Source organism: Bradyrhizobium sp. BR14999 (assembly GCF_056106085.1).
In genome coordinates, this window is record NZ_CM148536.1 from 5,688,405 (window position 1) to 5,714,383 (window position 25,979).

The 25,979-nt window shown below is 62.8% G+C and carries 22 protein-coding genes; 12 read left to right on the forward strand and 10 right to left on the reverse strand.

The genetic code is table 11. The annotated features are described in order from the left end of the window. Window positions 1–160: 160 nt before the first annotated feature. The 3 genes from ACR9YP_RS26580 to ACR9YP_RS26590 form a co-directional block, all read right to left on the reverse strand. Window positions 161–1,360, reverse strand: coding sequence for an IS91 family transposase (locus tag ACR9YP_RS26580; RefSeq protein WP_438104195.1), 1,200 nt, complete (start codon window positions 1,358–1,360; stop codon window positions 161–163). A gap of 12 nt (window positions 1,361–1,372) precedes the next feature. Beyond that, entirely contained in the window at window positions 1,373–2,248 is an 876-nt protein-coding gene (locus tag ACR9YP_RS26585; RefSeq protein WP_438104197.1) for a tyrosine-type recombinase/integrase, read from the reverse strand. Window positions 2,249–2,411: 163 nt separating this feature from the next. Next, window positions 2,412–3,350, reverse strand: coding sequence for a GlxA family transcriptional regulator (locus tag ACR9YP_RS26590; RefSeq protein ID WP_474217558.1), 939 nt, complete (start codon window positions 3,348–3,350; stop codon window positions 2,412–2,414). A gap of 91 nt (window positions 3,351–3,441) precedes the next feature. Here ACR9YP_RS26590 and ACR9YP_RS26595 point away from each other — a divergent pair, with 91 nt between their 5' ends. Further along, the gene (locus ACR9YP_RS26595; RefSeq protein WP_474217559.1) at window positions 3,442–4,128 is read left to right on the forward strand and encodes a DJ-1/PfpI family protein; all 687 of its coding nucleotides are present in this window, start codon (window positions 3,442–3,444) and stop codon (window positions 4,126–4,128) included. An 82-nt stretch (window positions 4,129–4,210) separates the two neighbouring features. After that, window positions 4,211–4,930 (forward strand): DUF899 family protein, encoded by a 720-nt coding sequence (locus ACR9YP_RS26600; RefSeq protein WP_091888168.1) that lies wholly within the window; start codon window positions 4,211–4,213, stop codon window positions 4,928–4,930. Window positions 4,931–5,278: 348 nt separating this feature from the next. Here ACR9YP_RS26600 and ACR9YP_RS26605 read toward each other — a convergent pair whose 3' ends face one another. Further along, window positions 5,279–5,689 (reverse strand): NADH:ubiquinone oxidoreductase subunit NDUFA12, encoded by a 411-nt coding sequence (locus tag ACR9YP_RS26605; RefSeq protein WP_130220578.1) that lies wholly within the window; start codon window positions 5,687–5,689, stop codon window positions 5,279–5,281. A gap of 245 nt (window positions 5,690–5,934) precedes the next feature. Between ACR9YP_RS26605 and ACR9YP_RS26610 the strand changes: the two genes are divergently transcribed. From ACR9YP_RS26610 to ACR9YP_RS26620, 3 genes are all read left to right on the forward strand, one after another. Then, window positions 5,935–6,609 (forward strand): BA14K family protein, encoded by a 675-nt coding sequence (locus ACR9YP_RS26610; protein ID WP_474217560.1) that lies wholly within the window; start codon window positions 5,935–5,937, stop codon window positions 6,607–6,609. A 253-nt stretch (window positions 6,610–6,862) separates the two neighbouring features. Next, a complete protein-coding gene (locus ACR9YP_RS26615; protein ID WP_091888060.1) occupies window positions 6,863–7,285 on the forward strand; it encodes a response regulator in 423 nt (140 codons plus the stop codon). Next, window positions 7,282–9,537 carry a CHASE3 domain-containing protein gene (locus tag ACR9YP_RS26620; protein WP_474217561.1) on the forward strand — a complete coding sequence of 752 codons (2,256 nt, stop codon included), beginning with the start codon at window positions 7,282–7,284 and terminating at the stop codon, window positions 9,535–9,537. Before ACR9YP_RS26615 ends, ACR9YP_RS26620 begins: the two co-directional genes overlap by 4 nt. A 76-nt stretch (window positions 9,538–9,613) precedes the next feature. Here ACR9YP_RS26620 and ACR9YP_RS26625 read toward each other — a convergent pair whose 3' ends face one another. Further along, the gene (locus ACR9YP_RS26625; protein ID WP_474217562.1) at window positions 9,614–10,510 is read right to left on the reverse strand and encodes a DMT family transporter; all 897 of its coding nucleotides are present in this window, start codon (window positions 10,508–10,510) and stop codon (window positions 9,614–9,616) included. A 760-nt stretch (window positions 10,511–11,270) separates the two neighbouring features. Here ACR9YP_RS26625 and ACR9YP_RS26630 point away from each other — a divergent pair. The 6 genes from ACR9YP_RS26630 (at window position 11,271) to ACR9YP_RS26655 (ending at window position 20,764) form a co-directional block, all read left to right on the forward strand. Then, window positions 11,271–15,041: a vitamin B12-dependent ribonucleotide reductase gene (locus ACR9YP_RS26630; protein WP_474217563.1), complete on the forward strand. Its 3,771-nt coding sequence runs from the start codon at window positions 11,271–11,273 to the stop codon at window positions 15,039–15,041. Continuing rightward, window positions 15,041–15,538 (forward strand): helix-turn-helix domain-containing protein, encoded by a 498-nt coding sequence (locus ACR9YP_RS26635; protein ID WP_438108665.1) that lies wholly within the window; start codon window positions 15,041–15,043, stop codon window positions 15,536–15,538. The genes ACR9YP_RS26630 and ACR9YP_RS26635 overlap by 1 nt, the downstream gene beginning before the upstream one ends. Beyond that, on the forward strand, window positions 15,535–16,263 hold the full coding sequence (locus ACR9YP_RS26640; protein ID WP_474217564.1) for an ImmA/IrrE family metallo-endopeptidase: 729 nt from the start codon (window positions 15,535–15,537) through the stop codon (window positions 16,261–16,263). The genes ACR9YP_RS26635 and ACR9YP_RS26640 overlap by 4 nt, the downstream gene beginning before the upstream one ends. A gap of 255 nt (window positions 16,264–16,518) precedes the next feature. Further along, window positions 16,519–18,501, forward strand: coding sequence for a hypothetical protein (locus ACR9YP_RS26645; protein ID WP_474217565.1), 1,983 nt, complete (start codon window positions 16,519–16,521; stop codon window positions 18,499–18,501). Between the two features lie 445 nt (window positions 18,502–18,946). Further along, window positions 18,947–19,507 carry a phasin family protein gene (locus ACR9YP_RS26650; protein WP_439356835.1) on the forward strand — a complete coding sequence of 187 codons (561 nt, stop codon included), beginning with the start codon at window positions 18,947–18,949 and terminating at the stop codon, window positions 19,505–19,507. A 243-nt stretch (window positions 19,508–19,750) separates the two neighbouring features. Beyond that, window positions 19,751–20,764 (forward strand): hypothetical protein, encoded by a 1,014-nt coding sequence (locus ACR9YP_RS26655; protein ID WP_474221121.1) that lies wholly within the window; start codon window positions 19,751–19,753, stop codon window positions 20,762–20,764. 105 nt (window positions 20,765–20,869) lie between these two features. Here the strand turns inward: ACR9YP_RS26655 and ACR9YP_RS26660 are convergent, their stop codons facing one another. Next, the gene (locus ACR9YP_RS26660) at window positions 20,870–21,910 is read right to left on the reverse strand and encodes an acyl-CoA desaturase (RefSeq protein WP_474217566.1); all 1,041 of its coding nucleotides are present in this window, start codon (window positions 21,908–21,910) and stop codon (window positions 20,870–20,872) included. Window positions 21,911–22,115: 205 nt separating this feature from the next. Between ACR9YP_RS26660 and ACR9YP_RS26665 the strand changes: the two genes are divergently transcribed. After that, entirely contained in the window at window positions 22,116–22,913 is a 798-nt protein-coding gene (locus ACR9YP_RS26665; RefSeq protein ID WP_474217567.1) for a transglycosylase SLT domain-containing protein, read from the forward strand. Between the two features lie 304 nt (window positions 22,914–23,217). On the opposite strand, the gene ACR9YP_RS26670 is transcribed toward ACR9YP_RS26665, so the two are convergent. The 4 genes from ACR9YP_RS26670 to ACR9YP_RS26685 form a co-directional block, all read right to left on the reverse strand. After that, on the reverse strand, window positions 23,218–23,724 hold the full coding sequence (locus tag ACR9YP_RS26670) for a hypothetical protein (protein WP_091888079.1): 507 nt from the start codon (window positions 23,722–23,724) through the stop codon (window positions 23,218–23,220). A 402-nt stretch (window positions 23,725–24,126) separates the two neighbouring features. Continuing rightward, window positions 24,127–24,408 carry a hypothetical protein gene (locus tag ACR9YP_RS26675; RefSeq protein WP_091888080.1) on the reverse strand — a complete coding sequence of 94 codons (282 nt, stop codon included), beginning with the start codon at window positions 24,406–24,408 and terminating at the stop codon, window positions 24,127–24,129. A 250-nt stretch (window positions 24,409–24,658) separates the two neighbouring features. Next, window positions 24,659–25,309, reverse strand: coding sequence for a cell envelope biogenesis protein TolA (locus tag ACR9YP_RS26680; protein WP_370985302.1), 651 nt, complete (start codon window positions 25,307–25,309; stop codon window positions 24,659–24,661). A 247-nt stretch (window positions 25,310–25,556) separates the two neighbouring features. After that, window positions 25,557–25,958 carry a VOC family protein gene (locus ACR9YP_RS26685; protein ID WP_370985303.1) on the reverse strand — a complete coding sequence of 134 codons (402 nt, stop codon included), beginning with the start codon at window positions 25,956–25,958 and terminating at the stop codon, window positions 25,557–25,559. Window positions 25,959–25,979: the final 21 nt, after the last annotated feature.

The following is a 25,979-nucleotide window of genomic DNA, read 5'->3' on the forward strand; positions in this document are numbered from 1 at the left end:
GCGAGGGTAGCGGGGCTGGTGAATGATGGGTAGATGGCTTCGAACGTGATCAATCGTCGGCGGATTGGCGACGACAGCTGACCGTTGGGGCGTATGCCGTTGTGGCCGGTCGATGAGCGGCGGGCATGGCGAACTGCTTTGCAGAGCGACGGTTGCGCGCTCATGAGGTATCGATCCTGATGGCGCTGGTTGGCGGGGTCGCTTGATGGCGAGGCGTTGTGCCTTGTTCGAAGACCTCGATGACGATCATGCGGCCGCCGCAGCATGGACACGGCGGCCTGCCGCTGTCGACGACAGTCTCGGTCGGCTCATCCTTACGATCCTTGACGACGAGCAGTTCGCGCGCGCGTGCAACGTTGTCGGCGCAGGCGCTCCGCGCGAGCAGACCGTAGTGGCGGATGCGGTGGAAGCCCTTTGGCAGCACGTGGATGAGGAAGCGGCGGATGAACTCGTCTGCAGCGATCGTCATCCGCTTTTGACGGTCGTAGCCTTCGACCCGGTAATCCTTCCAGCTGAAGGTGACGCCGTGCCGGCCGAGGGCGATCAGGCGGCTGTTGGCGATAGCGACGCGGTGGGTATAGCGCGACAGATAGGCCAGCACGGCCTCGGGACCGCCAAACGGACGCTTGGCATAAACGACCCATTCCGTCTTGCGCGACGCTGTGAGCAACGCGGCGAATGATTGTGCTCCGGCGAGATGAGCGTCGTTGCCGAAGAAGCTCAGGCGCCCGGCCTGGTGGAGGGCGGCAAGGCGCTCGAGGAACAGCCGCCGAAACAGGCGTGAGAGCACACGCACCGGCAGGAAGAACCCTGGCCGGCAGGCCACCCAGCGCTGGCCGTCGGGCGAGATGCCGCCGCCCGGCACAATCATGTGGACGTGCGGGTGGTGGGTCATGGCCGAGCCCCAGGTGTGCAGCACGGACGTAATGCCGATCCTGGCGCCGAGATGCTTCGGGTCGGCGGCGATCGTCAGCATGGTCTCGGCCGAGACCTTGAACAGCAGATCGTAGATGGTGGCCCTGTTGTGATAGGCGATGTCGGCGATCCGGGCCGGCACCGTGAACACAACGTGATAATACGGCACCGGCAGCAGTTCGGCCTCACGGTCGGCGAGCCACTGCTTCGCCGCGGCGCCCTGGCACTTCGGGCAGTGCCGATTGCGGCAGGAATTGTAGGCGATGGACGTGTAGGCACAGTCCTCGCAGCGCGCGACATGGCCGCCGAGAGCTGCCGTGCGGCAACTCTCGATCGCCGACATCACCTTCAACTGGTCGAGGCTGACATGGCCGGCATGGGCGTGACGCCATGCCGGGCCATGGCTGCGGAAGATATCCGCAACCTCCAGAGCCGGGCGAGACATAGGTGCCCAGCGTCAGCCGGGCGGCCGCGCCTCCTTGAGCTTGAGAGCGATGTGCTCCAACGGGCTCATGACCTCGCTGATGGTCTTGGTGGCGACGCGGGTGTAGAGCGCGGTGGTATCGAGCTTGGCGTGGCCGAGCAGCACCTGGATGACGCGGACGTCGACGTTCTGCTCCAGGAGGTGAGTAGCGAAGCTGTGGCGCAATGTGTGCAGCGACACGCGCTTTTTGATCTCCGCCATCTGCACGGCGGCATGACAGGCACGATTGAGCTGGCGCGTCGTCATCTGCTGCGCCGGATCGCGGCCCGGGAACAGCCAGCCTTGCGGCCGAGCCATCTTCCACCAGGCCCGTAGCAGCGCGAGCAGGCTGGGCGACAGCATGACATTGCGGTCCTTGCCGCCCTTGCCCTGCTCGACGCGGATGATCATCCGCTTGCTGTCGATATCGGAGACCTTGAGCGAGACGACCTCGTTGGCACGCAGCCCGGCACCGTAGGCCACGCTGAGAGCCGCCTTGTATTTGAGCCCCGGTGCGGCATCGAGCAGCCGTGCCACTTCCTCCACGCTCAGTACCACCGGCAGCTTGCGTGCCTCGTGAATGAATTGAGTGTGCTCGATGATATCGTGGCGCTTCAAGGTGACTTTGAAAAAGAACCGCAACGTCGAGACAGCCTGGTTGATGGTCGGCACGCCGGCGCCGCCCGTCGCCAGATGCAGCTGATAGCGACGCACGTCCTCGAAGGTCGCAAGATCGGGTGATTGCCCGAGAAACGCGGCGAAATGCTTGACCCGTTGAACATAGTCATGTTGGGTCTTGGCTGCGAACTTCCGGATCGTCATGTCTTCGATCATGCGCCGGCGCAGTGGGCTTACTGCCTCGTCGGTCATGGGGGGCTCCTGTCTTGGGTGAAGGTTGCGAACCCCTCATCTCAAGACAGGACGCCTCGTCGCGCTATCCTCTCAGCTGCGCTGCCAGCTACCATGCCCTACCGCGCGAGCGGTTTAGTCCATTGTGGCAATGCGGACCTCGCCATTCCGCAGAGCAAACGCCCTAGCCTGCCCGCGCCGCGCGCCGCAGCGCCTGCGGCGGCTGGCCGAAGGCGCGGATGAAGGCGCGCCGCATTCGCTCGGGGTCGCCGAATCCGGTCACTTCCGCAACGAGCTCGATCGCCTCGCGCGAGGACTGCACGCGTTCGCGTGCGACCTCGAGCCTGAGCCGCTCGATCGCCTTGGACGGTGTCGTGCCGGTCTCGGCGGCAAAGGCGCGGGCGAAATGTCGTGCGCTCATGCCGGCGCGATCGGCGAGGTCTTCCACCGTCAGCGGCGCGTCGAGATTTTCGCGCGCCCAGGACAACAGCGCGCCGAAGCGCCCGTTCGGCGTCTTCAGCTCCAGCAGCGAGGAGAATTGCGACTGGCCGCCGCTGCGGCGGTGATAGAGCACGAGGTGCCGCGCGGTCTGTTGCGCGATCTCCTCGCCGTGGTCCTCGGTAACCATCGCGAGCGCGAGATCGATGCCCGCGGAGATTCCCGCCGAGGTCCAGACATTGCCGTCGCGGGTAAAAATCTGGTCCGGCTCGAACTTCACCTTGGGATAGCGTGCGACGAAATCGCGCGTCCGCCCCCAATGGGTGGTGGCGCGGCGGCCGTCGAGCAGTCCCGCTTCGGCGAGCACATAGGCGCCTGAGCAGACGCTCGCGACCCGCACGCCACGCTTTGCCAGCCGCTGCACGAAGGCGCGCGTGGCCTCGCAGCGCGCGGCATCCGCAACGCCCGCGCCGCCGGCCACGACCAGCGTCGTGATCGCATTCGCCGACTTGAAATCACGTGCCATCATCTCGACGCCCGACGAGCTGCGCACGAGTCCCGCCTTCGCCGCCAGCACGCGAATGCCGGGCGCCTTGCCGGTGCAGCGCGCGGCGACCTCGAACGCCGAGATCGGGCCCGCCGCATCGAGCAGCTGAAAGTCCGGGAAGATCAGGATGCCGATCATGGTCATGTCCGAAAGTGAGGGAATTATGCCATTTTGGACAGAAGGGCACCATGCGATCCTGCCGGCGTCAAGCTCATTTTCGGAAGCTCCCATGTCGTCACCGCTCCAGATCGGAATCCTGGTGTTTCCGCGCGTCACCCAGCTCGACTTCACCGGTCCCTTGCAGGTGTTCGCGATGCTTCCGGGCGCCAAGCTGCACCTGATCTGGAAGCGGATCGAACCGGTGCCGAGCGATTCCGTCCTGACGCTGACGCCGACCACGACCTTTGCGGACTGTCCGCAACTCGACGTCATCTGTGTGCCCGGCGGCGGCGGCGTCAACGATCTGCTCAATGACGAGGAGGTGCTCGAATTCCTGCGTCGGCAGGCCGGAGACGCCAAATACGTCACCTCGGTCTGCACCGGAGCGCTGGCGCTCGGCGCCGCTGGCCTGTTGAAGGGCTACCGTGCCGCCACCCATTGGAGCGCGATGGAGATGCTCGGCCGGTTAGGCGCAACGCCGACCAGGACGCGCGTCTGCATCGACCGCAACCGCATCACCGGCGGCGGCGTCACCGCCGGCATCGATTTCGCGCTGACGCTGGTGTCGATCCTGGTTGACCGCACCGCGGCGGAAGCGATTCAGCTCCAGATGGAATACAATCCCGCTCCACCGTTCAACTCCGGCTCGCCCGACACCGCGCCCGCTGAGGTGCTGGCCCTGCTCCGGGAGCGCGGCGCGCAAAACCAGGCGCGCCGACTCGAAGCCGTGAAGCGCGCGGCGGCGCGGGTGATGTAGACGTTCCACCTTCGGTGGTGGAACTGAGGTTTTAGGGGAGGAGTTAAACCCGCACGAAACTCACGGCATCCGGAGCGCAATCATGGAGCATCTCCACTACCCCAATGAAAGCACTGAGTATCGTGCCGCGCGAAATGCGCTGCTGGATGAGGAGATTGCCCTCCGAGCTCAGATTGAGGCCGTTGCCGCCAGGCGTCGCGCGCTACCGCTCGGCGGCGAGGTGCTCCAAGATTACGTCTTCGAACGCATCGGCAAAACGAGCATGCCAGAACAGGTCAGGATGTCGGAGCTGTTCGGCCCTCATGAAACGCTGGTTCTGTACAGCTTCATGTATGGGCCGGAGCGCGAGCTGCCCTGCCCCGGCTGCACCCATTTGCTTGACGGGCTCGACGGCGCCGCACGGCATGTCGGCGAGCGTGCAGCGCTTCACATCGTTGCGAAATCGCCGATCGCGCGTCTCGCAGCCTGGGCCCACGAACGAGGTTGGGAACATCTGTCGCTGCTGTCCACGGCCGGCAACACCTTTGATGCGGACTACTTCGGCGACACCTCGAAGTTCTCTAAGGGTATGCGCGCGCAGCACCACGTTCCCGACGGGCAGAATTGGGACGAGACGATCTTCAACGTCTTCAGGAAAGCGAATGGCAAGATCAGGCACTTCTGGGGCTCGGAGATGAGTTTCGCGCCGCCCGCGCCGAAGCAGCATCATCGCGCCGGTGATCTGGTCGATCCGCTCTGGGGCCTGCTTGACATGACGCCTGAAGGCCGCGGCGACTTCTTCCCGAAGGTGCGCTACGACTGAGGCGCACAAACCGGCTGACGAAGTGCCTCAAAGAAAAAGGCCGCTCGGTTTCCCAAGCGGCCTTTCCTGTCTTACGGCGGCTGCACATTCCATCGGGCGATTTCGGAACTTCCAGACCGGGGGCCTATCTCCCGATCGAGTCCTTACTCGGCGGCCGCTGCATCTCGGGACAGTCGCGAACTGTAGCCCGAACCGAACGCGATGGTCTCCCATCTCCGTAAGATGGGACCATTGAGCCGCATCGCTCGCGTGAGCACAACGCCGGCGCATGCGGCATCCCCGCTGTTCCCGTTGTCCACAGCGGTTGCGAGGCCGATGCGCGTGCATCCAATGACGAGTGGGCAGAACTCAGTTGCCCGGGGTCCAGGGCTGATAGTCGCCGGTCGCCTTCGGCCGCCGGCCGCTGGCGAGCGTCGAGCCCGAGGGACGATAGGCCTTCGCCGTACCGGTGAGATTCGGCTGGTGCGGCTTTTCCCACTCGCGCGGCTGGTAGTTGGCCTCGGTCGGCGGCACATCGACGACGTGGTGGATCCAGCCGTGCCAGGACGGCGGGATGCGGCTCGCTTCGGCATAGCCGTTATAGACCACCCAGCGCCGCTCGAATCCGAGCGTCGGATCAATGGCCCCGCCGCGGGTCCGATAATAGAGATTGCCCTGCTCGTCCTGGCCGACCAGCTCCCCGTACCGCTTGGTCCAGAGTTGGGTGCCAAACGTCTGGCCATTCCACCAGGTGAAGAACTTGAGGAAGAATTGTTTCATGCGGCAAGGGCCCTGCTTCGTCGGGTCCTGATGCCATCCGGGCGCAGAAATGTCCAGTTCGGCAGGAGCAGCCGCGCTCTCCGCAAATGCGGTGCCCCCGACACGGGCGTTGCCGCAAATCGGACGCGATCCGTTCATCCTGGGTACAGCGGTCAGGTGAGACGCTTCCTGCACGCATGCAAACCGGCGTGATCCAGGAACCACTGCCATTTCGCAGGGTTGGCTTCCGGGAAAGGAGCTTGATCATGAAAAGTCTGAAAGTCTTGAGTGCCGCCGCGGCCATGGCGCTGGTTCTTCCGCTGGCGAGCCCGAGCTTTGCTCAGAATCGTCCTGGCGTGGGCGGTGGCGCCCATGTCGGCGGCGGTGGAGGCGGTGCTCACCTCGGCGGAGGCGGCGCACGCATGGGTGGCGGCGGTTTCGCGGCCGGCCCCGCGGCACGTCCAAGCGGCGGCAGTTTCGCGGCTGGCCCCGCGGCGCGTCCAAGCGGTGGCAGTTTCGCGGCCGGAACCGCAGTACGTCCAAGCAGTGGCAGTTTCGCGGCCGGCACGGTGAGCCGACCCGCCATCTCCCCGACCGTCAGCGGCACCAGCGTCGCAACCGCCCCGTCCGGCACTTGGAGCGGCAGTGGCGGCACTTGGAGCGGCGGCTGGCGCCATCATCATCGCGGCGGCTTCTGGCCCGGCTTTGCGGCAGGCGCCGCGATCGGCGGCCTCGGGTCGTACGCCTATTATGGCGGTGGCTATGGCTATTACGACGACCCCTACTACTACGGCGACAGCTACTATGATGAGCCGTCAGTAGCGGTGGTGCCCGACAGCGGCGACGACTCCGCGGCCTATTGCGCGCAGCGCTACAGATCGTACGACCCGGCTTCGGGGACCTATCTCGGTTATGACGGCCAGCGTCATCCCTGCCCCTAAGCCGATCGATGACATTTATCGATGACATTTGAAGCAAAGGCGTCGCAGCGATGCGGCGCCTTTCGCGTGTCGATCGACCCTCACGGGCTTTGCGGAAACGTTACTCGCCGATTGTGACGCCCCCTACGCGACGCAGTCGGACCTTTATGCACTGCGCCGTGCATATCTACGTTGACCCAATCCAAAATTGACCCGACCCACGATTCGCGGATATCACAAACCACAGTGGGGACTTCGATTACTGGGAAGTGTCATGCCGCGTATTCTCGTGGTTGATGACGATCCGATGGTCGGCGCGACCATCGAGGTCCTCCTCCAACGTCAGGGCTTCGACGTCACGTTGACCGACGGCGGAGAAGCGGGATTGGCTGCGCTCGAAACACAGACTTTCGACGTGATGCTGGTCGACATCTTCATGCCGCACATGCGCGGCTTCGAGTCCATCCGCATCTTTCACGAGCGCGCGCCCGCCACGCCGCTGATCGCGATGTCCGGCTACGCCTTCGCCTCGTCCGCCTCGCCTTCCCCCGACTTTCTCCGCATGGCGCTGGAGCTCGGCGCGACCCGCTGCCTGCGCAAGCCGTTCACTCCGGACGCGCTGCTGACCACGATCCGGGAATGCCTCACCGGCGCGGGCGGGAGCGCACAGCCGAAGGACAAGAAAGAAGCCCCTTGATCCCAACGCAGCGCGTCATTCTCGGTGCTGGACTAGCCATCCTCCTGATCATCACCGCAGCCTCGATCGCCCTCGACGTCAAGTCGCGGTCCGATGCGGCGTGGGTCAATCACACCGTCCAGGTGCAGAAGAAGATCTCCGATCTGCGCGTGCTGATGCGCCGCGCCGAGAGCGCAGCGCGCGGCTACGAGCTCTATCGCAGCCCGGGCTTCAACGACGAGTTTCAGGCGGTACGCGCCCAGATCGCGCCGGCCCTCGCCGACCTCAAGCGCGACGTGCGCGATAGTCGGGATCAAGTGGCGCTATTGGAGGGCACCGAGCCGCTGGCGCTGCGCCGGGTCGAGATTGCCGCCGCAGCGATGCGCCTGCGTGCCGAGAACGATCAGGCCGGCATTGCCGCGCTCAACAGCAAGGCCGAGGGTCGCGGCCTCATGGACACGGTGATGGGCAATCTCGACCTTTTGAGCGCCGAGGAAGAGCGCCTGCTCACAGCGCGCTCCCAGGACTCGCGCCGCACCGGGACCGTGCTGCTCGGCATCGACGTTGCAGGCGCCGTGCTGATCCTGCTCCTGGTCGCGCTGGTGATGCGCGAGAGCCAGCGCGCCACGGTACAGCTCCAGAGCACGCTGACAGAGACCACGGCCGCCAAAGAGGCACTCGAGGCGGCGGTGGCCGAGCGCACCGAGCATCTTGTCGCAGCCCATGACGAACTGCGCCTGTCGGTCAACGTGCTCCAGAGCACCTTTCGCAGCATGGCGGAAGCGGTGCTGGTCATCGATACCGAGGGCGCCGTCCTGCTGTCCAATCCGGCCGCCGAGCGCATCTTGTTACATCGCGCCGGCATGAATTTGCGCAATCTGCGCGCGCTGTCCGACGTCTATCACGGCGACGGCGTCACGCCGCTGAAGGCCGACGAACTGCCGTCGACGCGCGTGCTGCGCGGCGAGCACTTCGAAGAGCTGGAGATGATCGTCCGCCCGCACGGCGGCAATCCTCCCCGCCATCTCATGATCAGCGGCCGGCCGATGCTGGACGGGCAAGGCAATATCTCGGGCGCGGTGCTGGTCTATCATGATGCCACCACCTCGCGCGAGACCGAGCGGCAGCTGTACCAGTCGCAGAAGCTGGATGCGATCGGCAAGCTGACCGGCGGCGTCGCGCACGACTTCAACAACATGCTGACCGTGATCTCCGGCAATACCGAGACGCTGGTGGAGAGCCTGAACGGCCAGCCCGAGCTCCAGAGCACGGCACGGCTGATCGACGATGCCGCCGAGCGCTGCGCCGAGCTGATCCAGCATTTGCTGGCGTTCGCGCGCAGGCAGCCGCTCCAGCCGCGCAACGTCGAGATCAGCACTGCGGTCGCGGACATCGCAAAACTGCTTCGCCCCACCCTCGGCGAGCAGATCCAGATCGAGACCGTGCTGGAACAGGGGCCGATGACGACGCACATCGATCCGTCTCGGCTCACCAATGCCGTGCTCAACATGGCGATCAACGCCCGCGACGCCATGCCGAACGGCGGCAAGGTGCTGTTCGAGGCCCATCGGGTCGTGCTCGACGAGGCCTATGCGCAGAACAATCCGGACGTACGGCCTGGTCCTTACGTGATGCTCGCCGTCAGCGATACCGGCACGGGCATGCCGGCCGACGTCCAGCAGAAGGCGTTCGAGCCGTTCTTCACCACCAAGGAGGTCGGCAAGGGCTCGGGCCTCGGCCTGTCCATGGTCTATGGCTTCGTCAAGCAGTCCGGCGGCCACATCAAGATCTACAGCGAGGAAGGCCACGGCACCACGATCAAGCTCTATCTGCCGCCGGGCGAAGGCACGGCGGACATGGCGGCTCCGGTCGCGCCGCAGGCCGAAGGCGGCGCCGAGACCATTTTCGTGGTCGAGGACGACACGCTGGTGCGCAACTTCGTCACCGCGCAGCTCCAGAGCCTCGGCTACAAGACGGTGGCCGCGCCCGACAGCCGGGCCGCGCTGCAATTGATCGAGGCCGGCCAGCCGTTCGATCTGCTCTTCACCGACATCGTCATTCCCGGCGGCATGAGCGGCCGCGAGCTCGCCGAGGAGGTGGCCAAGCGCCGGCCGGGCCTGAAGGTGCTCTATACCTCCGGCTACACTGACAACGCCATCGTCCACCACGGCAAGCTCGACGACGGCGTGATGCTGCTGACAAAACCCTACCGCCGCAACCAGCTCGCCGAGATGATCAGGAAGGCATTGAACGGCGGGATGGCGGCGAGCTAGCGCGAGATGCGCTTTGCTAGATCGATGTGGTCGCCCCGAATTCGGATCACCTCTCCCGAAGGGAGAGGTGAAGATCTCAGCGCGTCGCCAGCACGACGGCTCCAAGCGTGAAGATCAGCGCCGCGATCTGCCCTGGCCCGAGCGGCTCGCCGAGCGCGATCGCCGAGGTGACGACGCCGATGACAGGCACCGCCATGGTGCCGATCGCGGCGACTGAGGCCGGCAGGCGCGCCAGCGCGGCGAACCAGCTGACATAGGCGATGCAGAACTGCCCGACGACCGAATAGACCAGCAGCCACCAGCCGACCGGCGTCACCTGCGAAAGATGCGTGGTCTCGACCAGGAGCCCGATGATCGAGATCGGCAGGCAGCCGATCCCGATCTGCCAGGCCGCGGCGGTGATCGGCGGCAGGTGGATCGGGTACTTCTTCGAGAACACCGTGCCGAGGGCAAAGCCGAGCGCGCCGCACAGCACCATGATGATGCCCGGCAGCTTTTCTGCGCTGGCAGCAATGCCGTTACCGCCCATGATCGAGGCAAGGCCGGCAAAGGCCATCACCAGCCCCAGCGTGCGCAAGACCGTCGGCCGCTCACCCAGCACCGGCCAGGCGATGATCGAGGCCCAGACCGGCATGGTGTAGGCGATCAACGCCGCCTCGCTCGCCGGCAGCCAGAGCAGCGCCAGGCCCATCAGCACCATCCAGCCGGTAACGTTGAGCACGGCGGCGGTCAGTAAGCGCGGCCAGATCGCGCCGTCCACCCGCAGGCTCTGCCGGCGCGTCACCGCAAGGAGCGCCAGCAGCACGGCGCCGAGCACGCCGGTCACCCCGCGTAGCGTCAGCGGCGGCAGCTCGGCGAGCAAAAATTTCGTCACCGGCCAGTTGAAGCCCCAACCGATCGAGGTAATCGCGAGGAACATCAGGCCGGCGGGGGCGATGCGCGGTCGCTGCACCGGCCTCGTCGAATCATGCATGGGGGCAGTCCGGCAAAATCGGGCTCAGCTTGGCGCGGATTCGCGGCGCAAACCACCGCCTTGGCGGGCATGCCTGCCCTCACCTTCCGTAGGGCTACGTGAGTCCCACTGACGCAATCCCATCGCCCAAAAATATAGCTGCCCTGTGAACAGCGGGATGAAGCGCCTGCTGCATCACGGCATGCAAATTTTTTCGGTTGGGAATCCCTGAGGACTCACTGATACTTGGCTCCACAACAGGCGCGGCCGAGACCCCTGTTATCCCCCACAATCCACCATATTTAGTATTTGATTCAGGAGCTCGCACTAGTTCTTGACGGGCGCAACGGAGAGTCCTAGCTTTCGGACCGTTCGGCGCGAGTGAGTTTGCGTCCCGCCGGCACTCCCCCAAAGGGTCTCGCAAATCTCAGCTCCGCCGGCCAGCCAAAGGCAGCGGGATGAGGGCTTGTCTGCCCTCGGATAGCGGACTTTTCGGGCGCCAGAACGGGCCGGCAACAGGCTCGCATGGCAAACGGCTGAAGTGACGGTGTGGGCGTTGAACGCATGTCGGGCGCATCCCCTTGGGGGCGGATGGGTCTGGGCATGCCGGCGGATGTGAGGTGCGTGCACCGAACAATCGCGTCGGGAGAAAAAGGGCCGGGTTCACCGGCTGAACTGCGATGCCCAGAGGCCGAACGGCCAAAAGGACTCGCGAAGCGAAATGTCGACCGGGACGCCTGAACGGAGGCGGTTCGGTCAAAGATAAGGACGGGGCAAGACCATGCGGATTGAGCGGCGCCACACCACGGTAGGACAGTCACCTTATGCGGGAATCGATTTCCGGCTGACCACGTCGGAGATTCGCAATCCCGACGGCTCGGTCGTGTTCAAGCTCGACAATGTCGAGGTGCCGACCGAATGGTCGCAGGTCGCCTCCGACGTGCTGGCCCAAAAGTATTTCCGCAAGGCTGGCGTTGCCGCGCGGCTGAAGAAGGTCGAGGAGGAATCCGTCCCCTCCTTCCTGTGGCGCTCCGTGCCCGACACCGAAGCGCTTTCCTCCCTGCCCGAGAAAGAACGCTACGTCAGCGAGCTCTCCGCAAAACAGGTGTTCGACCGCCTCGCCGGCTGCTGGACCTATTGGGGCTGGAAGGGGGGCTATTTCTCCACCGATGAAGACGCGCAGGCCTTCTACGACGAGCTCCGCTACATGCTCGCCATGCAGATGGTCGCGCCGAACTCGCCGCAATGGTTCAACACCGGCCTGCACTGGGCCTACGGCATCGACGGCCCCGGCCAGGGCCACTATTACGTCGACCCCTTCACCGGCAAGCTGACCAAGTCCAAGTCGGCTTATGAGCATCCGCAGCCGCACGCCTGCTTCATCCAGGGCGTCGGTGACGATCTCGTCAACGAGGGCGGCATCATGGACCTCTGGGTCCGCGAAGCCCGTCTGTTCAAATACGGCTCCGGCACCGGCTCCAACTTCTCGCGCCTGCGCGGCGAAGGCGAAAAGCTCTCGGGCGGCGGCCGCTCGAGCGGCCTGATGAGCTTTCTCAAGATCGGTGACCGCGCGGCCGGCGCCATCAAGAGCGGCGGCACCACCCGCCGCGCCGCCAAGATGGTCGTCGTCGACGTCGATCACCCCGACATCGAGACCTATATCGACTGGAAGGTGAAGGAGGAGCAGAAGGTCGCCGCCCTCGTCACCGGATCCAAGATCAACCAGAAGCACCTCAAGGCGGTGCTGAAGGCCTGCGTCAACTGCGAAGGCTCGGGCGACGATTGCTTCGATCCCGAGAAGAATCCGGCGCTCCGCCGCGAGATCAAGCTCGCGCGCCGCAGCCTCGTGCCCGACAATTACATCAAGCGCGTCATCCAGTTTGCCAAGCAGGGCTACAAGGACATCCAGTTCGAGACCTACGACACCGACTGGGATTCGGAAGCCTATCTCACCGTGTCCGGCCAGAACTCCAACAACTCGGTCTCGCTGAAGGACGACTTCCTGCGCGCCGTCGAAACGGATGGCGACTGGAATCTGAATGCCCGCACCTCCAAGAAGGTGACGAAGACGCTGAAGGCACGCGACCTCTGGGAGAAGATCGGCTACGCCGCTTGGGCCTCGGCCGATCCGGGCCTGCACTTCAACACCACGATGAACGACTGGCACACCTGCAAGGCGTCCGGCGACATCCGCGCGTCCAATCCGTGCTCGGAATACATGTTCCTGGACGACACGGCGTGCAACCTCGCCTCCGCCAATTTGCTGACGTTCTACAACACTACGACCAAGCTGTTCGATGTCGCGGGCTATGAGCATCTCTGCCGGCTCTGGACGCTCGTGCTCGAAATCTCGGTGATGATGGCGCAGTTCCCGTCCAAGGCGATCGCCGAGCTCTCCTACGAGTTCCGCACGCTCGGCCTCGGCTACGCCAATATCGGCGGCCTGCTGATGACCATGGGCCTGCCCTATGACTCAAAGGAAGGCCGCGCGCTCTGCGGCGCGCTGACCGCCGTGATGACCGGCATCACCTACAAGACCTCGGCCGAGATTGCGGCCGAGCTCGGCACCTTCCCCGGCTACAAGAAGAACGCAGCGCACATGCTGCGCGTGATCCGCAACCACCGCCGCGCCGCGCATGGCGAAGCCTCCGGCTACGAGGCCCTCTCCGTCAACCCGGTGCCGCTCGACCACGCCTCGTGCCCGCAACAAGACCTGGTCGCGCATGCCAAGGCGGCATGGGATGCGGCGCTCGCGCTCGGCGAGCAGCACGGCTATCGCAACGCCCAGACCACTGTGATCGCGCCCACCGGCACGATCGGCCTCGTGATGGATTGCGACACCACCGGCATCGAGCCCGACTTCGCGCTGGTGAAGTTCAAGAAGCTCGCCGGCGGCGGCTACTTCAAGATCATCAACCGCGCGGTCCCCGCAGCGCTGCGCGCGCTCGGCTATCGCGAGAGCGAGATCGCCGAGATCGAGGCCTACGCCGTCGGCCACGGCTCGCTCTCCAACGCGCCCGGCATCAACGCCTCGACCCTCAAGGCGAAGGGCTTCACCGATGAAGCCATCGCCAAGGTCGAGAAGGCCCTGCCGACCGCCTTCGACATCAAGTTCGCCTTCAACAAGTGGACCTTTGGCGAGGACTTCATCCGCGACCAGCTCGGCATCGGCGCTGAAGCCATTGCCGCGCCGGGCTTCGACCTGCTCCAGGCCGTCGGCTTCACCAAGCGCGAGATCGAGGCGGCCAACGTCCACATCTGCGGCGCGATGACGGTGGAAGGTGCTCCGCACCTCAAGGCCGAGCACTATCCGGTGTTCGACTGCGCCAACCCCTGCGGCAAGATCGGCAAGCGCTATTTGTCGGTCGAGAGCCACATCCGCATGATGGCAGCTAGCCAGCCCTTCATCTCGGGCGCGATCTCCAAGACCATCAACATGCCGAACGACGCCACGGTGGAGGACTGCAAGTCCGCCTACATGCTGTCGTGGAAACTGGCGCTGAAAGCCAACGCGCTTTATCGCGATGGCTCCAAGCTCAGCCAGCCGCTCAACTCGCAGCTCATCAGCGATGATGAGGACGAGGACGAAGCGGTCGAGCAGCTCTATGAGAAGCCGATGGCCGCGCGCGCGACCCAGGTCTCGGAAAAGATCGTCGAGAAGCTGGTCGAGCGCATCATCGTGATGCGCGAGCGCGAGAAGATGCCGGATCGCCGCAAGGGCTACACCCAGAAGGCGGTGGTCGGCGGCCACAAGGTCTACTTGCGCACCGGCGAATATGACGATGGCCGTCTCGGCGAGATCTTCATCGACATGCACAAGGAAGGCGCGGCGCTCCGCTCCTTCATCAACAACTTCGCCATCGCGGTCTCGCTCGGCCTGCAATACGGCGTGCCGCTCGATGAATATGTCGACGCCTTCACCTTCACCCGCTTCGAGCCGGCGGGCCCCGTGCAGGGCAACGACAGCATCAAATACGCGACCTCGATCCTCGACTACGTCTTCCGCGAGCTGGCGGTGAGCTACCTCTCTCGCTTCGACCTCGCCCACGTCGATCCCAACGAGACGGGCTTTGACGCGCTCGGCAAGGGCGTCGAGGAAGGCAAGGAGCCGGACGAGAACGGCGGCCACCACGCGACAAAACTGGTCTCGCGCGGCCTCACCCGCTCGCGCACGGACAACCTGTTCGTGATGCGCGGCGGCTCGACCGCAGTCTCGCAAGGCAACGACAGCGCCCCCGCCGGCGGCAGCAAGGTCACGGCGCTGGCCTCGCACGGCACGTCAGCCCGCGTCGGCGACGCCCTCGAAGGCGCCGTCGCCCTGAAGCAGGAGGCTAGCCACGACCTCTCCCCGACGGAGAAGCTCGAGCAGCTGCAGTGGAGCAAGGCCGGCACCGCCGCAACCGCCGCTCCCAGCAAGGCCGAGCGCCGCGCCGAAGCCAAGGCCAAGGGCTACGAGGGCGAGATGTGCTCAGAGTGCGGCAACTTCACGCTGGTGCGGAATGGGACCTGCATGAAGTGCGATACTTGCGGGTCTACAACCGGATGTAGCTGATGGCCGCCTTTTGGGGCTTTATCGCTTCCAATTTCTCGCACCTTCCCGCGACGGGTCTCTTGCTTGTCGCGGGACTATCTCTTTTCGGCTACCTTGCCTTGAAGGCGGTCAGCCTCTTCCTCGCTGTTCGGCTTTCCAGAAAGGCTATCGAGCGGGGGTACTCCGTCGAGGTCTCGGCGGGACGGGAGTTCTATTTCCGAATTCCCGCCTCCAAAGCCGCCACCATCAGTAAAGCAAGCATCGCGAAACCGCGGCTCACTGCCCCGGGTTCGCGAATTAGAATCCTGCGGCGGAAGCGGAAATGTACGCTGGCCACGCTCTCAGCCGCGAGCAATATCGCCGTACCACGCCTTTCGGCTCTTGAAACAGGAAGGGCAGAGCTCCTCACCAGTGACATTGACGCCATCTGTCAGGCTTTACATCTGTCCGAGGAAGAAGCTGCGGATCTAAAGCGGCTTGCGGGCCCGGAAGTACACAGCACGAAGAGGGCCCGATGACCAAGCAAACGAACAGGGCTTGCGCCCGTACTGATAGTGAGATCCGTGCAGTCGCTCAACGCCTGCGGCGTGCCCTGCTCCTCACAGATCAGCATGCGATCAATGTAGTGGACGTTGTCGAGTTTGGTCTCCCGAAGTTGATACCCGATTTCACCCTCAGCATTGTGAAAGACGATGACCTCCCATCCGACACCCTTGCGTTGGCGCGCGAGGACCCTCCGGAAATTATCGTTCGGGAATCTGTTTATTATGAAGCCGCCAAGCACGAACCAAGGGCCCGATGGATTATAGCCCATGAGATCGGACACATTATTCTTTTGCATGGCAAAGTCCCTTTACGGGGCTTTCCAAAAGCGCCTGTCGACGTAGCCAGCGCAGAACACCAAGCAAACCTTTTTGCCCGGTACTTTTTGGTAGCGCAAAATCTGGCTGAGGGGTGCAACTCGCCATCAGCGATCGCAACCAAGTTTCAAGTAACCAACTCCGCAGCAAGAGCGTGCTTTGAAGAGAATTACCGGCAATTTGGAGCAAACCTGAACAATGGATCGATAAGAGATTTTTCTGCGCACTGCGCCCCGGGTGAGAATCCGGAAGACTCTGCTGATTATACGGAGCAGGGCCGAACAACTCTTAAACGAGCGGAGGATGCAATGGTGGAGCAGCCCGGCCTGCACGGCCGCCATCCCGACCAGAACGGTGAAATCCGTCACAAGAAGCAACGCTAGCCCGCGCGATAGTTGATCCCAGAACACGACCTCCATCCTGACTTCATTTGCATGGGCCAACTTCGACCCTGAATACAAGGAGGACGACATTCCGTTTTGATTTCTACGACCCGTGGGATGGGTAGAGCGAAGCGATACCCATCAATCCAGGCGCGCGAAGAGATGGTTTCAAGGGCTCACCCCCGTCCTACGAGCTTCACCGCAATCTTAAATTATTGCCGACTTTGATCGATCTAGAAATCAGAGAAGACACCAGTGCCATATTCCGCGAAAGTGATCCGCGTGCTGATAGCGTCTCCATCCGATCTCGCTGAAGAACGCAAGGTCGCAATCGAAACAACCTATGAATGGAATGCCCAACACTCCGAAGCAGAGGCCATCGTTCTGCTGCCGGTAGCATGGGAAACGCATGCCACTCCACGCTCGAATGTACGACCTCAACAGGCCATAAACGAGCAGCTAGGCGATAAATGCGATATGCTCATCGGGATGTTTTGGACCAGACTGGGCACATTCACCGGTGTCGCCGAGTCCGGCACCGTCGAAGAAATAGATAGGTTCGTCAGCGCTGGGAAGCCTGCGATATTGTACTATTCGAGCAGACCAATCGACCCGAACGCCATCGACGCCAAGCAACATCGCCGGCTAAAGGCTTTCAAGGAGTCGACCAACCAAAGGGCGCTTATTGGGTCCTTCGACTCCCTGGAGAGCCTTCGACAAGTCATTAGCGCTTCGCTTCTCTCTGAAGTCCGCTCTCTCAAACTCAAGGATACACGAGAAACGGCCGAGCGCGGAACCACCACATCAGCTGCTAGTCCATCTCATGATGCCGATCGCACCGATCGACTAAACTCCATGCCTGACGAAAGTTGGGACCGCGACGACTTTGAACGAGCGATGTTCCAAGCTATTCATGCACATAATGACGAAAGGGTAGAGACGCTCGACAAGGCCTATCGAAACACTCAACAATGCGCACTAGCTGACCACGGCGTCACATGGGAAGCATTCATTGAATGGGCGCGTATAGGCTTCGGTAAAGGTGGCCAACTTAAGCGATTGAAGGTACTTGCTGAGGCGACCCCTTCAAGCGCTGAAACTCTGTTCTATTTAGGGCGTGCTTACGCACGCTTTGATCAGCACACTCTCGCAGCCAATACGTTTGATGCTGCAATGACTGTGTCAAACATCATAGAGCGTAAAGCTAAATTTGCTTCATTGGCTGTTGAGGAGTTCAGCAAAGCAAAAGACGAAAGGCATATGAACGCAGCATTGAATTCGCTTCGAAGACTTGCCGTAGAACAGCCGACCTTAGAGTTAAACCTTACTGAGACAATTAAGAACTTGCTTGAGGCGGACGACCTGGCTCCATTCTCCATTGCTGTAATGGAGCGGCAGATAGAACTGACACCGGACGATCACGACCTGAGGTTCAAGTTGGCCCATAAGCAAAGCGAAGCGGGCAATGAAGACATAGCCTTACATCACTACAGTAAAATACCGAGGGGCGACCGGGATGCTGGGACGTGGAACAATATGGGAGTGGCCGCTGACGACTTAGGCTTACCAGTGAAGTCCGTCGAATTCTACAAAAAGGCTGCGACACTGGGAAACACTTTGGCGATGAGCAACTTGGCGAACAAGCTGATCAAGAGTGGCTTCCTGGAGCTAGCCCGCGAACAATGCATTAAAGCGCTCGCCGAGCCTAGACCACACGAGAATGTCGGGCACTCCTTTGCCTCACTGGCCTCCGTCGAAGCTGGCGAACAAATTCGCCAAACGGAAATTCTTACGGCCGTTGAGGGAAGGCTAGCGCACCTTCGTCAGTTGGGCCGAGCCGCGACTTTGGAAACGCCGGATGATATAGGGGAGGACTGGCTAGGACCGCAGTGCGCATTCAAACTGTCTCGTCGAGCGGATCAGATCTCGCTAGTAGGTCAATACGAAATGTCGGCTGGCGGTCTCCTCTCTGCATTGGTGGCAAGGGACGATTCAGGTGGTGTAGCCGGAGCTGGTTCGCAATTGCCGAAGTTCAAATATACCGTCAAACTTTCAGGTCAGATTAGAGGATTAGCCATAGTTGGTGATTGCAAGCGCGAACGCGACGGCGCTTCAATCCTGGCGGACGCAGGCGAGCTGAAGATGTTTATGATTCTTAGTGATGAAGGAGACGAACTTACGGTCATCGAGAACGCCAACGCAAATACCCCAACCGTCTATTCCCTAAAGCGCCTTTGAATTTGCATCGTCTAGAGTCCGATAACCGCCCCTATTGGACTCCAAAATTGCGCGCCGGCTACTAGCCTATATGGAGGTTCCTCGACCTTGGGCTTGACGAGGTTGAGCCCGTAGGACGGTAGCGCGTAGGGTAGGTTAGCGTAGCGTAACCTACCTCTCTAGTTTCCGGGATTGCGGTGACAGTGCACTAAGTTCATTCGCTATCGTCGAGTTGCATAAAGAACCACCAAGCGCTCCCTTGCCGATCTTGTCAAAGCGAGATCGATCGCGGATGGCGGCGAGCATGGTCTCGCGCGCAGGACGCTCAAGACCCGGCAGGATGGCCCGCCGGTATCCGGCAAAATCTCACCACATGGCCGCCACGTAAGCGACAGCCCACAATCGCGATTTCAGCGCAAACGCGGCGGAGGCTTGCGGCTTCAGAGATATTCAGGAGCCATTTGCAATGTTGAGTGCGGTAGAAAACAAGCCAACGGGCAAATCCGGCCGGCGCGGCGGGAAGAAGAAGGCCAGGCAACGGTCCGGGGCCGACGAGCAACACGCAACTGCAGCGCATCAATTGCCGGATGCCTCGGCGGGGATCAGCCAAGAGAACAGGCAAGAGACCAAGCAAGAGGTAGAGGCGAGCCGACAGAGCAGTGCGGAGGTACCCTCGGCTGCAGCCTTGCCGTCCGGGATGGAGATCGTTGCCAGCGCGCCCGTTGCACCGGTGGAACCCTCCCAGGCCAGCCCGCAGGCGATTGCCGATGCCTATAGCGGCTACATCAGGACCTCCGTTGAGCACGCCTGGGCCTTCCTGGGAAAGCTCGCGACAGCGCGCTCACCCGTCGAGGCCTTCGAGCTTCAGATGGAGTACGCGAAACAGGCGTGTGAATCGTTCGTCGCCGAGTCCCAGAAGATCGCCGGGTTGCATGAACAAATGACCAGACAAAGGGTCATGCATTTTGAGGGGTTCGTGGCCAAGCTCACCCAGACGACGCTCGAAATCCGCGCGACGCGTCACTAACGACAGCTGCGTATTTCGACGGTGCGGGGACAGGATGCCCGTACGATGGGTACGTTGATCGGCTTCGCTCCGCTCGACTCATACTGCGAACTGCTTGCGCAGTCGCGGTACTAGCCCCTACGCGCTCACGCCCGCCCCACTCCCGCGCCCGCCATAATTTTTCCTTTGCACATGCGTTGTGTTGGACAGCGGCGAGACCTATCCTTCCAGTGATCGGACTGCCTCCCATTGACGCCCGACCGGATGGAGAGCGCATCGGTGCCTGAAACGAACGACCCCAAGCCTGATATCGCCAAGCCTAAGACCGCCAAGCCCGAGACCGTCAAGCCCGAGACCGTCAAGCCGGATGAGGCGCGCGCCGACGGCGGGCTGACGCGGGCCTACGACCGGATCAAGAGCGCAGAGGAAGAACTTGCGCGGCTGGATCGGCTGGTTTCCGGAATGGAACGCGACAGCGAAGGCCAGCGGACCTCGCACGCAACCGCCGGTAGGACGGCAGCCGCCACTTCCGGAAACAAGGCGCCGACGCCGGATGCCAAGGTTCCGAATGCCGGGGTTCGCGATCAAGGTTTGAAGGGAGATCGGACCATGGTGCGCGCTTTGGTTGGCCTCGTGCTGGCGATCGGCGTTCTCGGTGCCGCCTTCGCTTCGCAATATCGCGATGAGGCCAAATCGATCAGCAAGTCGATCATGGCACGATGGTCTCCGCCGGCTGCGAGCAGCTTCCAGCAAGCGTCCGCGGTGGAAAGTCCGGCGCAGCCGCCGGCAGTGCAACTGGCCGCTGCGGATGAGCCGAGCCCGATGCCCGCGCCGCCGGTCGCCAAGGACACGGAAAGCGCCCCAAAGCCTGCCGCCGCAGCGCCAGCGCCTGACCCCTCATCGTCTGATCTCGCGCAATCGCTCAAGGCCATCACGAGCGAGCTTGCGAGCATCAACGGCAAGCTCGAGCAACTGAAAAGCCGCAACGAGCAGACCCTACGTGAGCAGGCCGACACCATTCAACAGCTCAAGGCGGCGCAGGAGAAGGATGCGGCGGACAATGCGCGCCTCGCCGCGCAGGTCCAGGCGCTGCAAACGCAACTCACCGCTTCATCCGCGTCTGCAGCCACCAAGCCCGTCGCGCGGAGCGTGATGAACAACGATGCGCATCCCCGGCCGCACGTACCAGCGGCCGAACCCCGGCGGCCCAGACCGCCGCGAGGCCCCTGGATGCCTCCGCCCTATATGGCCGACCCTTACGGCTATCCGGATTGGTGACCCCCCGCAAGGCGCGGGCTTGTTTCCCGAAGGCGCGATTGGATTTGAAGCCCTACGAGCTGCGGCTTCGACTCGCCTTTAGTGGACGGCGTTAAGCGCGCAAGTCTACCTTCCAGCCGAGCGAAGGTCTTCTGCGACGCCGTCGAATGCGTTCTGACTCGCGACGGCCCCACCCTGCTGCGCATCTGGCGCTGCAGACCGCTGACGCCCGCCGACCCCGAAAATGTCGTGCACCAGCCCGAGCTTCCCAAGCCCCAGGATGATCAGGCCATTGATGTCGATCTCGTACCAGGCGTGCGAGAGGTAGGCGTCACGCGGAAAGCGATGATGGTTGTTGTGCAGCCCTTCGCCGAAGGTGAGGATCGTGGTCACGAATTCGTTGGTCGTGCCGTCATTGGTTTCGAAGCGGCGGTAGCCGTAGCGGCCGTCGCTGTGGCAGACCGAGTTCACCAGCGAGGTGGCCATGGTCATGATGTAGCTGCGGAACAGGCCGGAGAACAACACGCAGCCGATCATGCTGTGCACGCCGCCGAACGCGTAGCCGATGGCGCCGGGAATGATCACCGCCGACAGCGCGTACCAGTACCAGCGAGTCCTCGTGAAGAACATGGCGATCGGGTCGGCCAAAATATCCCTGGCGTAGTATGCGCCATCGGTGGTGGCCTGGTCCCACACCCAGCCGCCTTGCGCATGCGACATTCCCTTGAGGAAGCTCGCATAGCGGTTGCCGAAGCCGTCATAGTAAGGGCTGTGGACGTCGCCGGGCTTGTCGGAGTGAAGATGGTGCCGGCGGTGGTTGCTCACCCACTTCAGGATCGAGCCCTGCACCGCCAGCGTGGCGATCGCGGCCAACATCGCCCGCATCACCGGACCGCAGCGAAAACTCCGGTGCACGAAGTAGCGATGCATGAAGCCGATGCCGACCGTTGTCAGCAAGAACATGCCGACGAAGACCGTAACCTCCACCCAGCCGATGCCTTGCCAAAATGCCCAGATCAGCGCCGCGATCGAACCGCCGATCATGAAGCCGAACGCGATGTAGGAATCGAGAAACTTGGCGTCGACCAACGGGCCTTCGACAACCACGCCCGGTGGCATTTTCGGGTCCGCAGCTGCCTCCGGCACCACGCCTTCAATGACGGTCATTTCAGCCGATCCATTTACACAAAATTAACTGTTCTGCGGCGCAACGTACAACCGGGGGTTATTTCTCGCAAGGATTGGAGCGGCCCTAGCAGCACGGAGCCGGGACCTGAAAAGGTGCGGTCGCGTGAAATGAAGCGAGATTTCAAGGCTTGGCGGACAGCGTTAACTAAGTCCACAGGCTCCGCAATTTACGCCCACAGCGCACATGCCAAGGAAAAGCAACAGCCTCTTCCCTCGCCTTCGCAGGTTACGGCGGGCCGCCCGGTGGGCGCGGAAGAATTTCGCGCGCGCGCCGCGGATGGTTCGGATCGCGGGCAGCCTGGCGATGCTGCTTGCGGCGATCGCGCTTCTAAACATCGTCACTCAAATGGTCCGCAAGCCGACCGAGCTGTTCGTCTTTGTCGGCAATTCCCTCGACAAGGAGCCGGCAGAGACTTGGGCGAGATACGGGCCGCTCTTCCGCAGGCATTCCACCGCTGCGATCACGCCGGAATTGCTGGCCGCGCTGGCGCAGGTCGAGAGTTCAGGCAACCCGGTGGCGCGCACCTATTGGCGCTGGCGATGGAGCTTCAATCCGCTTTCGATCTACCGGCCTGCTTCCAGCGCCGTCGGCCTTTTCCAGATGACCGATCCCGCTTACGCCGAGGCCGCACGGTTTTGTGTCCGCGGCAACGCCGTGACGGAGACTGCTTGCGGGTTCACCAGTCTCTATATCCGCGCGATCCCTGGTCATGCCATCGAGCTGGCATCGGTCTATCTGGACCGCCAGGTGGCTGACGTTCTCGCCCGCACCGGCGATGTGAAGGCAAGCCCGCAGCAGAAGCAGGATCTGGCCGCCTTCATCCATCTCTGCGGCGCAGGTCCCGCCACAGCCTACGCACGCCGCAAGTTTCAGATGATCGCCGGCGAGCGCTGCGGCGATCATCTGGTTGCAGCCTACGTTGCCAGGGTCAACGCGATGAAACGGCAGTTTCAGCGTCTTGCGGCGGATGACGACGATTAGCAGCGCGCGTAGCCCGGATGGAGCGAAGCGAAATCCGGGGTCTTGCTCCAAGCTGCACTGGTCCCGGATTGCGCGGAGCCTGTCATCGGGCGGCGCTGCGCGCCGACCCGTTGGCTCCATCCGGGCTACAGGCGCTTGCCGTGAGTGACGGCGATTAGATGATGCGTTTCGCAAGACCGTAGGATGGGCGGAGCGACTTGTCCGCCGTAGCTCGACGAGCGGAAGCGATACCAACGACGCTGGCGCGCGACGACGGGTTTCGCAAGAGCTCAACCCATCCTACGAACTACGCTCTATGCCCGCCTCAGCGTATCTCGCTCATCGTCACCTGGCCGGCGATCCCGCTCAGCTCGGGCTCTTGCGGCTCAAGCTCCTCGTCGGAAGATGGACCGACCGAGACTTCGACCATTCTGCGCTTGACCTGTTCGCATGTCTTGCGGACGTCCTCTGTGAACAGCGCGCATTCTTCGATGCGCTTGAAGATCTTCCGACCCTCTTCACGATACCCGGCCGCCGTTTCTCGCATGAAGGCGATCGCATCATGGACCTGGGCTGTCAGCGCCTCGCATTTTTGCGCAGCGTCGATCAACTCGGTGCCCATGGCCTCGATTTCTTTCGCAGCGGACTCATAGTCGCGAATGACTGCCTCTGCGCTCAGCGCGCCGACGCGCGTCACGCCCGCGGTGTGCTCGACGTAATCAGGCAGAGCAATGGAAGTAATAGAGCTTCCCGAGCGTACCGACGATATGTCCGCCTCGAGTTGGACCAGGTTAACGCCGTCCCGTCTGCGCAATTGTTCAACACTTGCCATGATTGATCCTCTCAATACGCGCCCGTACCCCTTAACAGTATTGGGTGTATTACGGGGATAAATGCCATTCTACCCCGATGTGTTCTTGACAGTCGCAGGTTTGCCATTTTTTCCCAGCCGTTGACGTCGCACGCAGCGATGTTGGACTTGGAAGCGCTCAACCTCTCCGGATGGCCAGGCTGGGAGGTGCGCAAGGGCTTGAGCTGTCGAGCGAAAATGAGCGCGTACGATCGGTGCAGGCGCGTAGCGAGCGTAGCCCGGATGGAGCGAAGCGAAATCCGGGGTCTTGCCTCAAGCTGCGCCAGTCCCGGATTGCGCTTCGCTTCATCCGGGCTACAGGCGCCAGTCAATTCTGCGTCCGTCGCTGGCCAAACTCCACATGCCACAGAATGTGATGGGTGTTCACCACCAGTATGGCCACCGCCACCCCTCATAGCGAACCCACGACGACACCAGCGGCGGACCGTAGGGATCGACCCGGTCGTCTTCAGGACGATAACGATATCGTGGAACGATATAATAATCCCACGGCGTTGGCCTGAGCACGGGCGCCGTGACGATAAGTCTCTGCTGGGGTTCGCGAACGACTTGCGCCTTGCGCGCCCGGGCTTCAGCCCCTGACATCCCAAGGCTGCTCAGCACCAGGGCCGTTCCGAGCGCACACGCGACGGTCATTTTCTTCATGCGTTGGCCTCCTTCCCGCCAGAGTGCTCAAGGTCGCAAGGCAAGGCAAGCCAATTCGCGCGCGACTTTGCTGGAATGACCGATGTTGGCTCGCAACTCTCCACCGTCATTGCGAGGAGCCCTTGCGACGAAGCAATCCAGACTGCCTCGGCGGAGGAACTCTGGATTGCTTCGCTGCGCTCGCAATGACGAAGAACGCAATGACGAAGAACGCAGCGTAGAGCTTCGCCTGCCGCCCGCACCAAACCGACTACTCCCGCGCCCGACGCACCGCCTCCTCCAGCTTCCTCCTCTGCTTGTCCCACCGGCCCTGCTCCGCCTCGGCGCGTTCATCGATCGCAGTCCGTTCTGCCTCGATCTCCTCCGCCCGCGCCTCGTGCTCGCGCTTCGCCTTGTCCAGCGCCGCCTGCGCTGCCGCGACCGCCTTGTCGCGGCGCGCGCGCTCTTTGGCGCGGGCGGCCTCTTCCCTGCGGCGCTCGGCTTCGCGCCGCCGCTCTTCCTTTTCGAAGGCCGCGGCGGCCTTGCGGGCTTGTCGATCGTCGATCTTGCGGGACGGTTTCTTTGCGGTCTTGGCCGCGCGCTTGCTCGGCTTGGGCTTACGTTTTGGCTTGGCCTTACGTTCGTCGGCGAGATCGGTCGGCAGCTCGGCGCTTTCGGTGAACGGGCCGTTCGAGCCGACCGGACGCCTGAGCACGACGCCGGGGCTTGCCATGGTCGCCGCGACGATATCGGGATCGTCGGTCTCCTTGGCCACGCCCTGATGGAACAGATTGGAGCTGGCGCCCCAGGCCTCCAGCGCCGCCTTCATCGAGGGCGCGGCGACTGCCTGGTCGTAGAAGCCGATCGAGGTCTGGTAGGTCTTCAGTTTTCTTTTCGCTTTGCTTTTCGGTTCTCTTGGCATGTCGCCCCGCGGCCCGGCGACGCATCAGCTCCCCATCGCACCGGCGCCATCATGCCAGTGTGCCCCTGTTTTGCCCGACGAGTCAAATTCTATTTCGGGATCACCGAAATCGGTCCGCATCTGCGTGTCCCGGCCTTGCCCGACGGGTCACATCATTTCGGTATCGCCGAACTGTGAATTCTCAAGGAGTTCCCTACTGTGCATGGGGTTGTTTTCGCACTTATTGTTTTGACGGGCGACGCTCGGCCTACGCCCCGAGCAACGCGTCATACCCCTGCGCGCTGAACGCCAGCAGACAAAACCCGTGCCCGAACGGATCGGCCAGCATGGCGATCCGCCCATAGGGCGCATCGCTTGCGGCAACCTCGAGGATCGCGCCGGCGCGCAGCGCGCGTTCGACGGCGGCATCGACATCGTCGACGATGACGTCGATATGCACCGGCGTCCAGTGCCGCGCGTAGCGGCGGCGATCGCCGCCGGCGCCCACCGTGCCCGCTTGCTTGGTCAGCAGATACACCGGCGCCGGCCAGCCGAGCAGCTCGACGAAGTCGTTGCCGAAGCGGCGGCCGACCGTCAGGCCGAATGCGGCGGTATAGAAGCTCGTCGCTCGCTCCACGTCGGGAACGTCGATGTTGAGGAGGAAGGTCATAGCGGGAAATGTAGCCCGGAT

Bases quoted from the DNA above. Each gene is read 5' to 3' on its own strand.
- ACR9YP_RS26585 (WP_438104197.1), bottom strand. From the start codon at position 2,248: ATGACCGACGAGGCAGTAAGCCCACTGCGCCGGCGCATGATCGAAGAC.
- ACR9YP_RS26635 (WP_438108665.1), top strand. From the start codon at position 15,041: ATGGCCGCCTTTTGGGGCTTTATCGCTTCCAATTTCTCGCACCTTCCC.
- ACR9YP_RS26655 (WP_474221121.1), top strand. From the start codon at position 19,751: ATGGAGAGCGCATCGGTGCCTGAAACGAACGACCCCAAGCCTGATATC.
- ACR9YP_RS26685 (WP_370985303.1), bottom strand. From the start codon at position 25,958: ATGACCTTCCTCCTCAACATCGACGTTCCCGACGTGGAGCGAGCGACG.
- ACR9YP_RS26580 (WP_438104195.1), bottom strand. From the start codon at position 1,360: ATGTCTCGCCCGGCTCTGGAGGTTGCGGATATCTTCCGCAGCCATGGC.
- ACR9YP_RS26665 (WP_474217567.1), top strand. From the start codon at position 22,116: ATGCCAAGGAAAAGCAACAGCCTCTTCCCTCGCCTTCGCAGGTTACGG.
- ACR9YP_RS26600 (WP_091888168.1), top strand. From the start codon at position 4,211: ATGGAGCATCTCCACTACCCCAATGAAAGCACTGAGTATCGTGCCGCG.
- ACR9YP_RS26650 (WP_439356835.1), top strand. From the start codon at position 18,947: ATGTTGAGTGCGGTAGAAAACAAGCCAACGGGCAAATCCGGCCGGCGC.
- ACR9YP_RS26630 (WP_474217563.1), top strand. From the start codon at position 11,271: ATGCGGATTGAGCGGCGCCACACCACGGTAGGACAGTCACCTTATGCG.
- ACR9YP_RS26615 (WP_091888060.1), top strand. From the start codon at position 6,863: ATGCCGCGTATTCTCGTGGTTGATGACGATCCGATGGTCGGCGCGACC.
- ACR9YP_RS26675 (WP_091888080.1), bottom strand. From the start codon at position 24,408: ATGAAGAAAATGACCGTCGCGTGTGCGCTCGGAACGGCCCTGGTGCTG.
- ACR9YP_RS26590 (WP_474217558.1), bottom strand. From the start codon at position 3,350: ATGATCGGCATCCTGATCTTCCCGGACTTTCAGCTGCTCGATGCGGCG.
- ACR9YP_RS26605 (WP_130220578.1), bottom strand. From the start codon at position 5,689: ATGAAACAATTCTTCCTCAAGTTCTTCACCTGGTGGAATGGCCAGACG.
- ACR9YP_RS26660 (WP_474217566.1), bottom strand. From the start codon at position 21,910: ATGACCGTCATTGAAGGCGTGGTGCCGGAGGCAGCTGCGGACCCGAAA.
- ACR9YP_RS26625 (WP_474217562.1), bottom strand. From the start codon at position 10,510: ATGCATGATTCGACGAGGCCGGTGCAGCGACCGCGCATCGCCCCCGCC.
- ACR9YP_RS26595 (WP_474217559.1), top strand. From the start codon at position 3,442: ATGTCGTCACCGCTCCAGATCGGAATCCTGGTGTTTCCGCGCGTCACC.
- ACR9YP_RS26670 (WP_091888079.1), bottom strand. From the start codon at position 23,724: ATGGCAAGTGTTGAACAATTGCGCAGACGGGACGGCGTTAACCTGGTC.
- ACR9YP_RS26610 (WP_474217560.1), top strand. From the start codon at position 5,935: ATGAAAAGTCTGAAAGTCTTGAGTGCCGCCGCGGCCATGGCGCTGGTT.
- ACR9YP_RS26640 (WP_474217564.1), top strand. From the start codon at position 15,535: ATGACCAAGCAAACGAACAGGGCTTGCGCCCGTACTGATAGTGAGATC.
- ACR9YP_RS26680 (WP_370985302.1), bottom strand. From the start codon at position 25,309: ATGCCAAGAGAACCGAAAAGCAAAGCGAAAAGAAAACTGAAGACCTAC.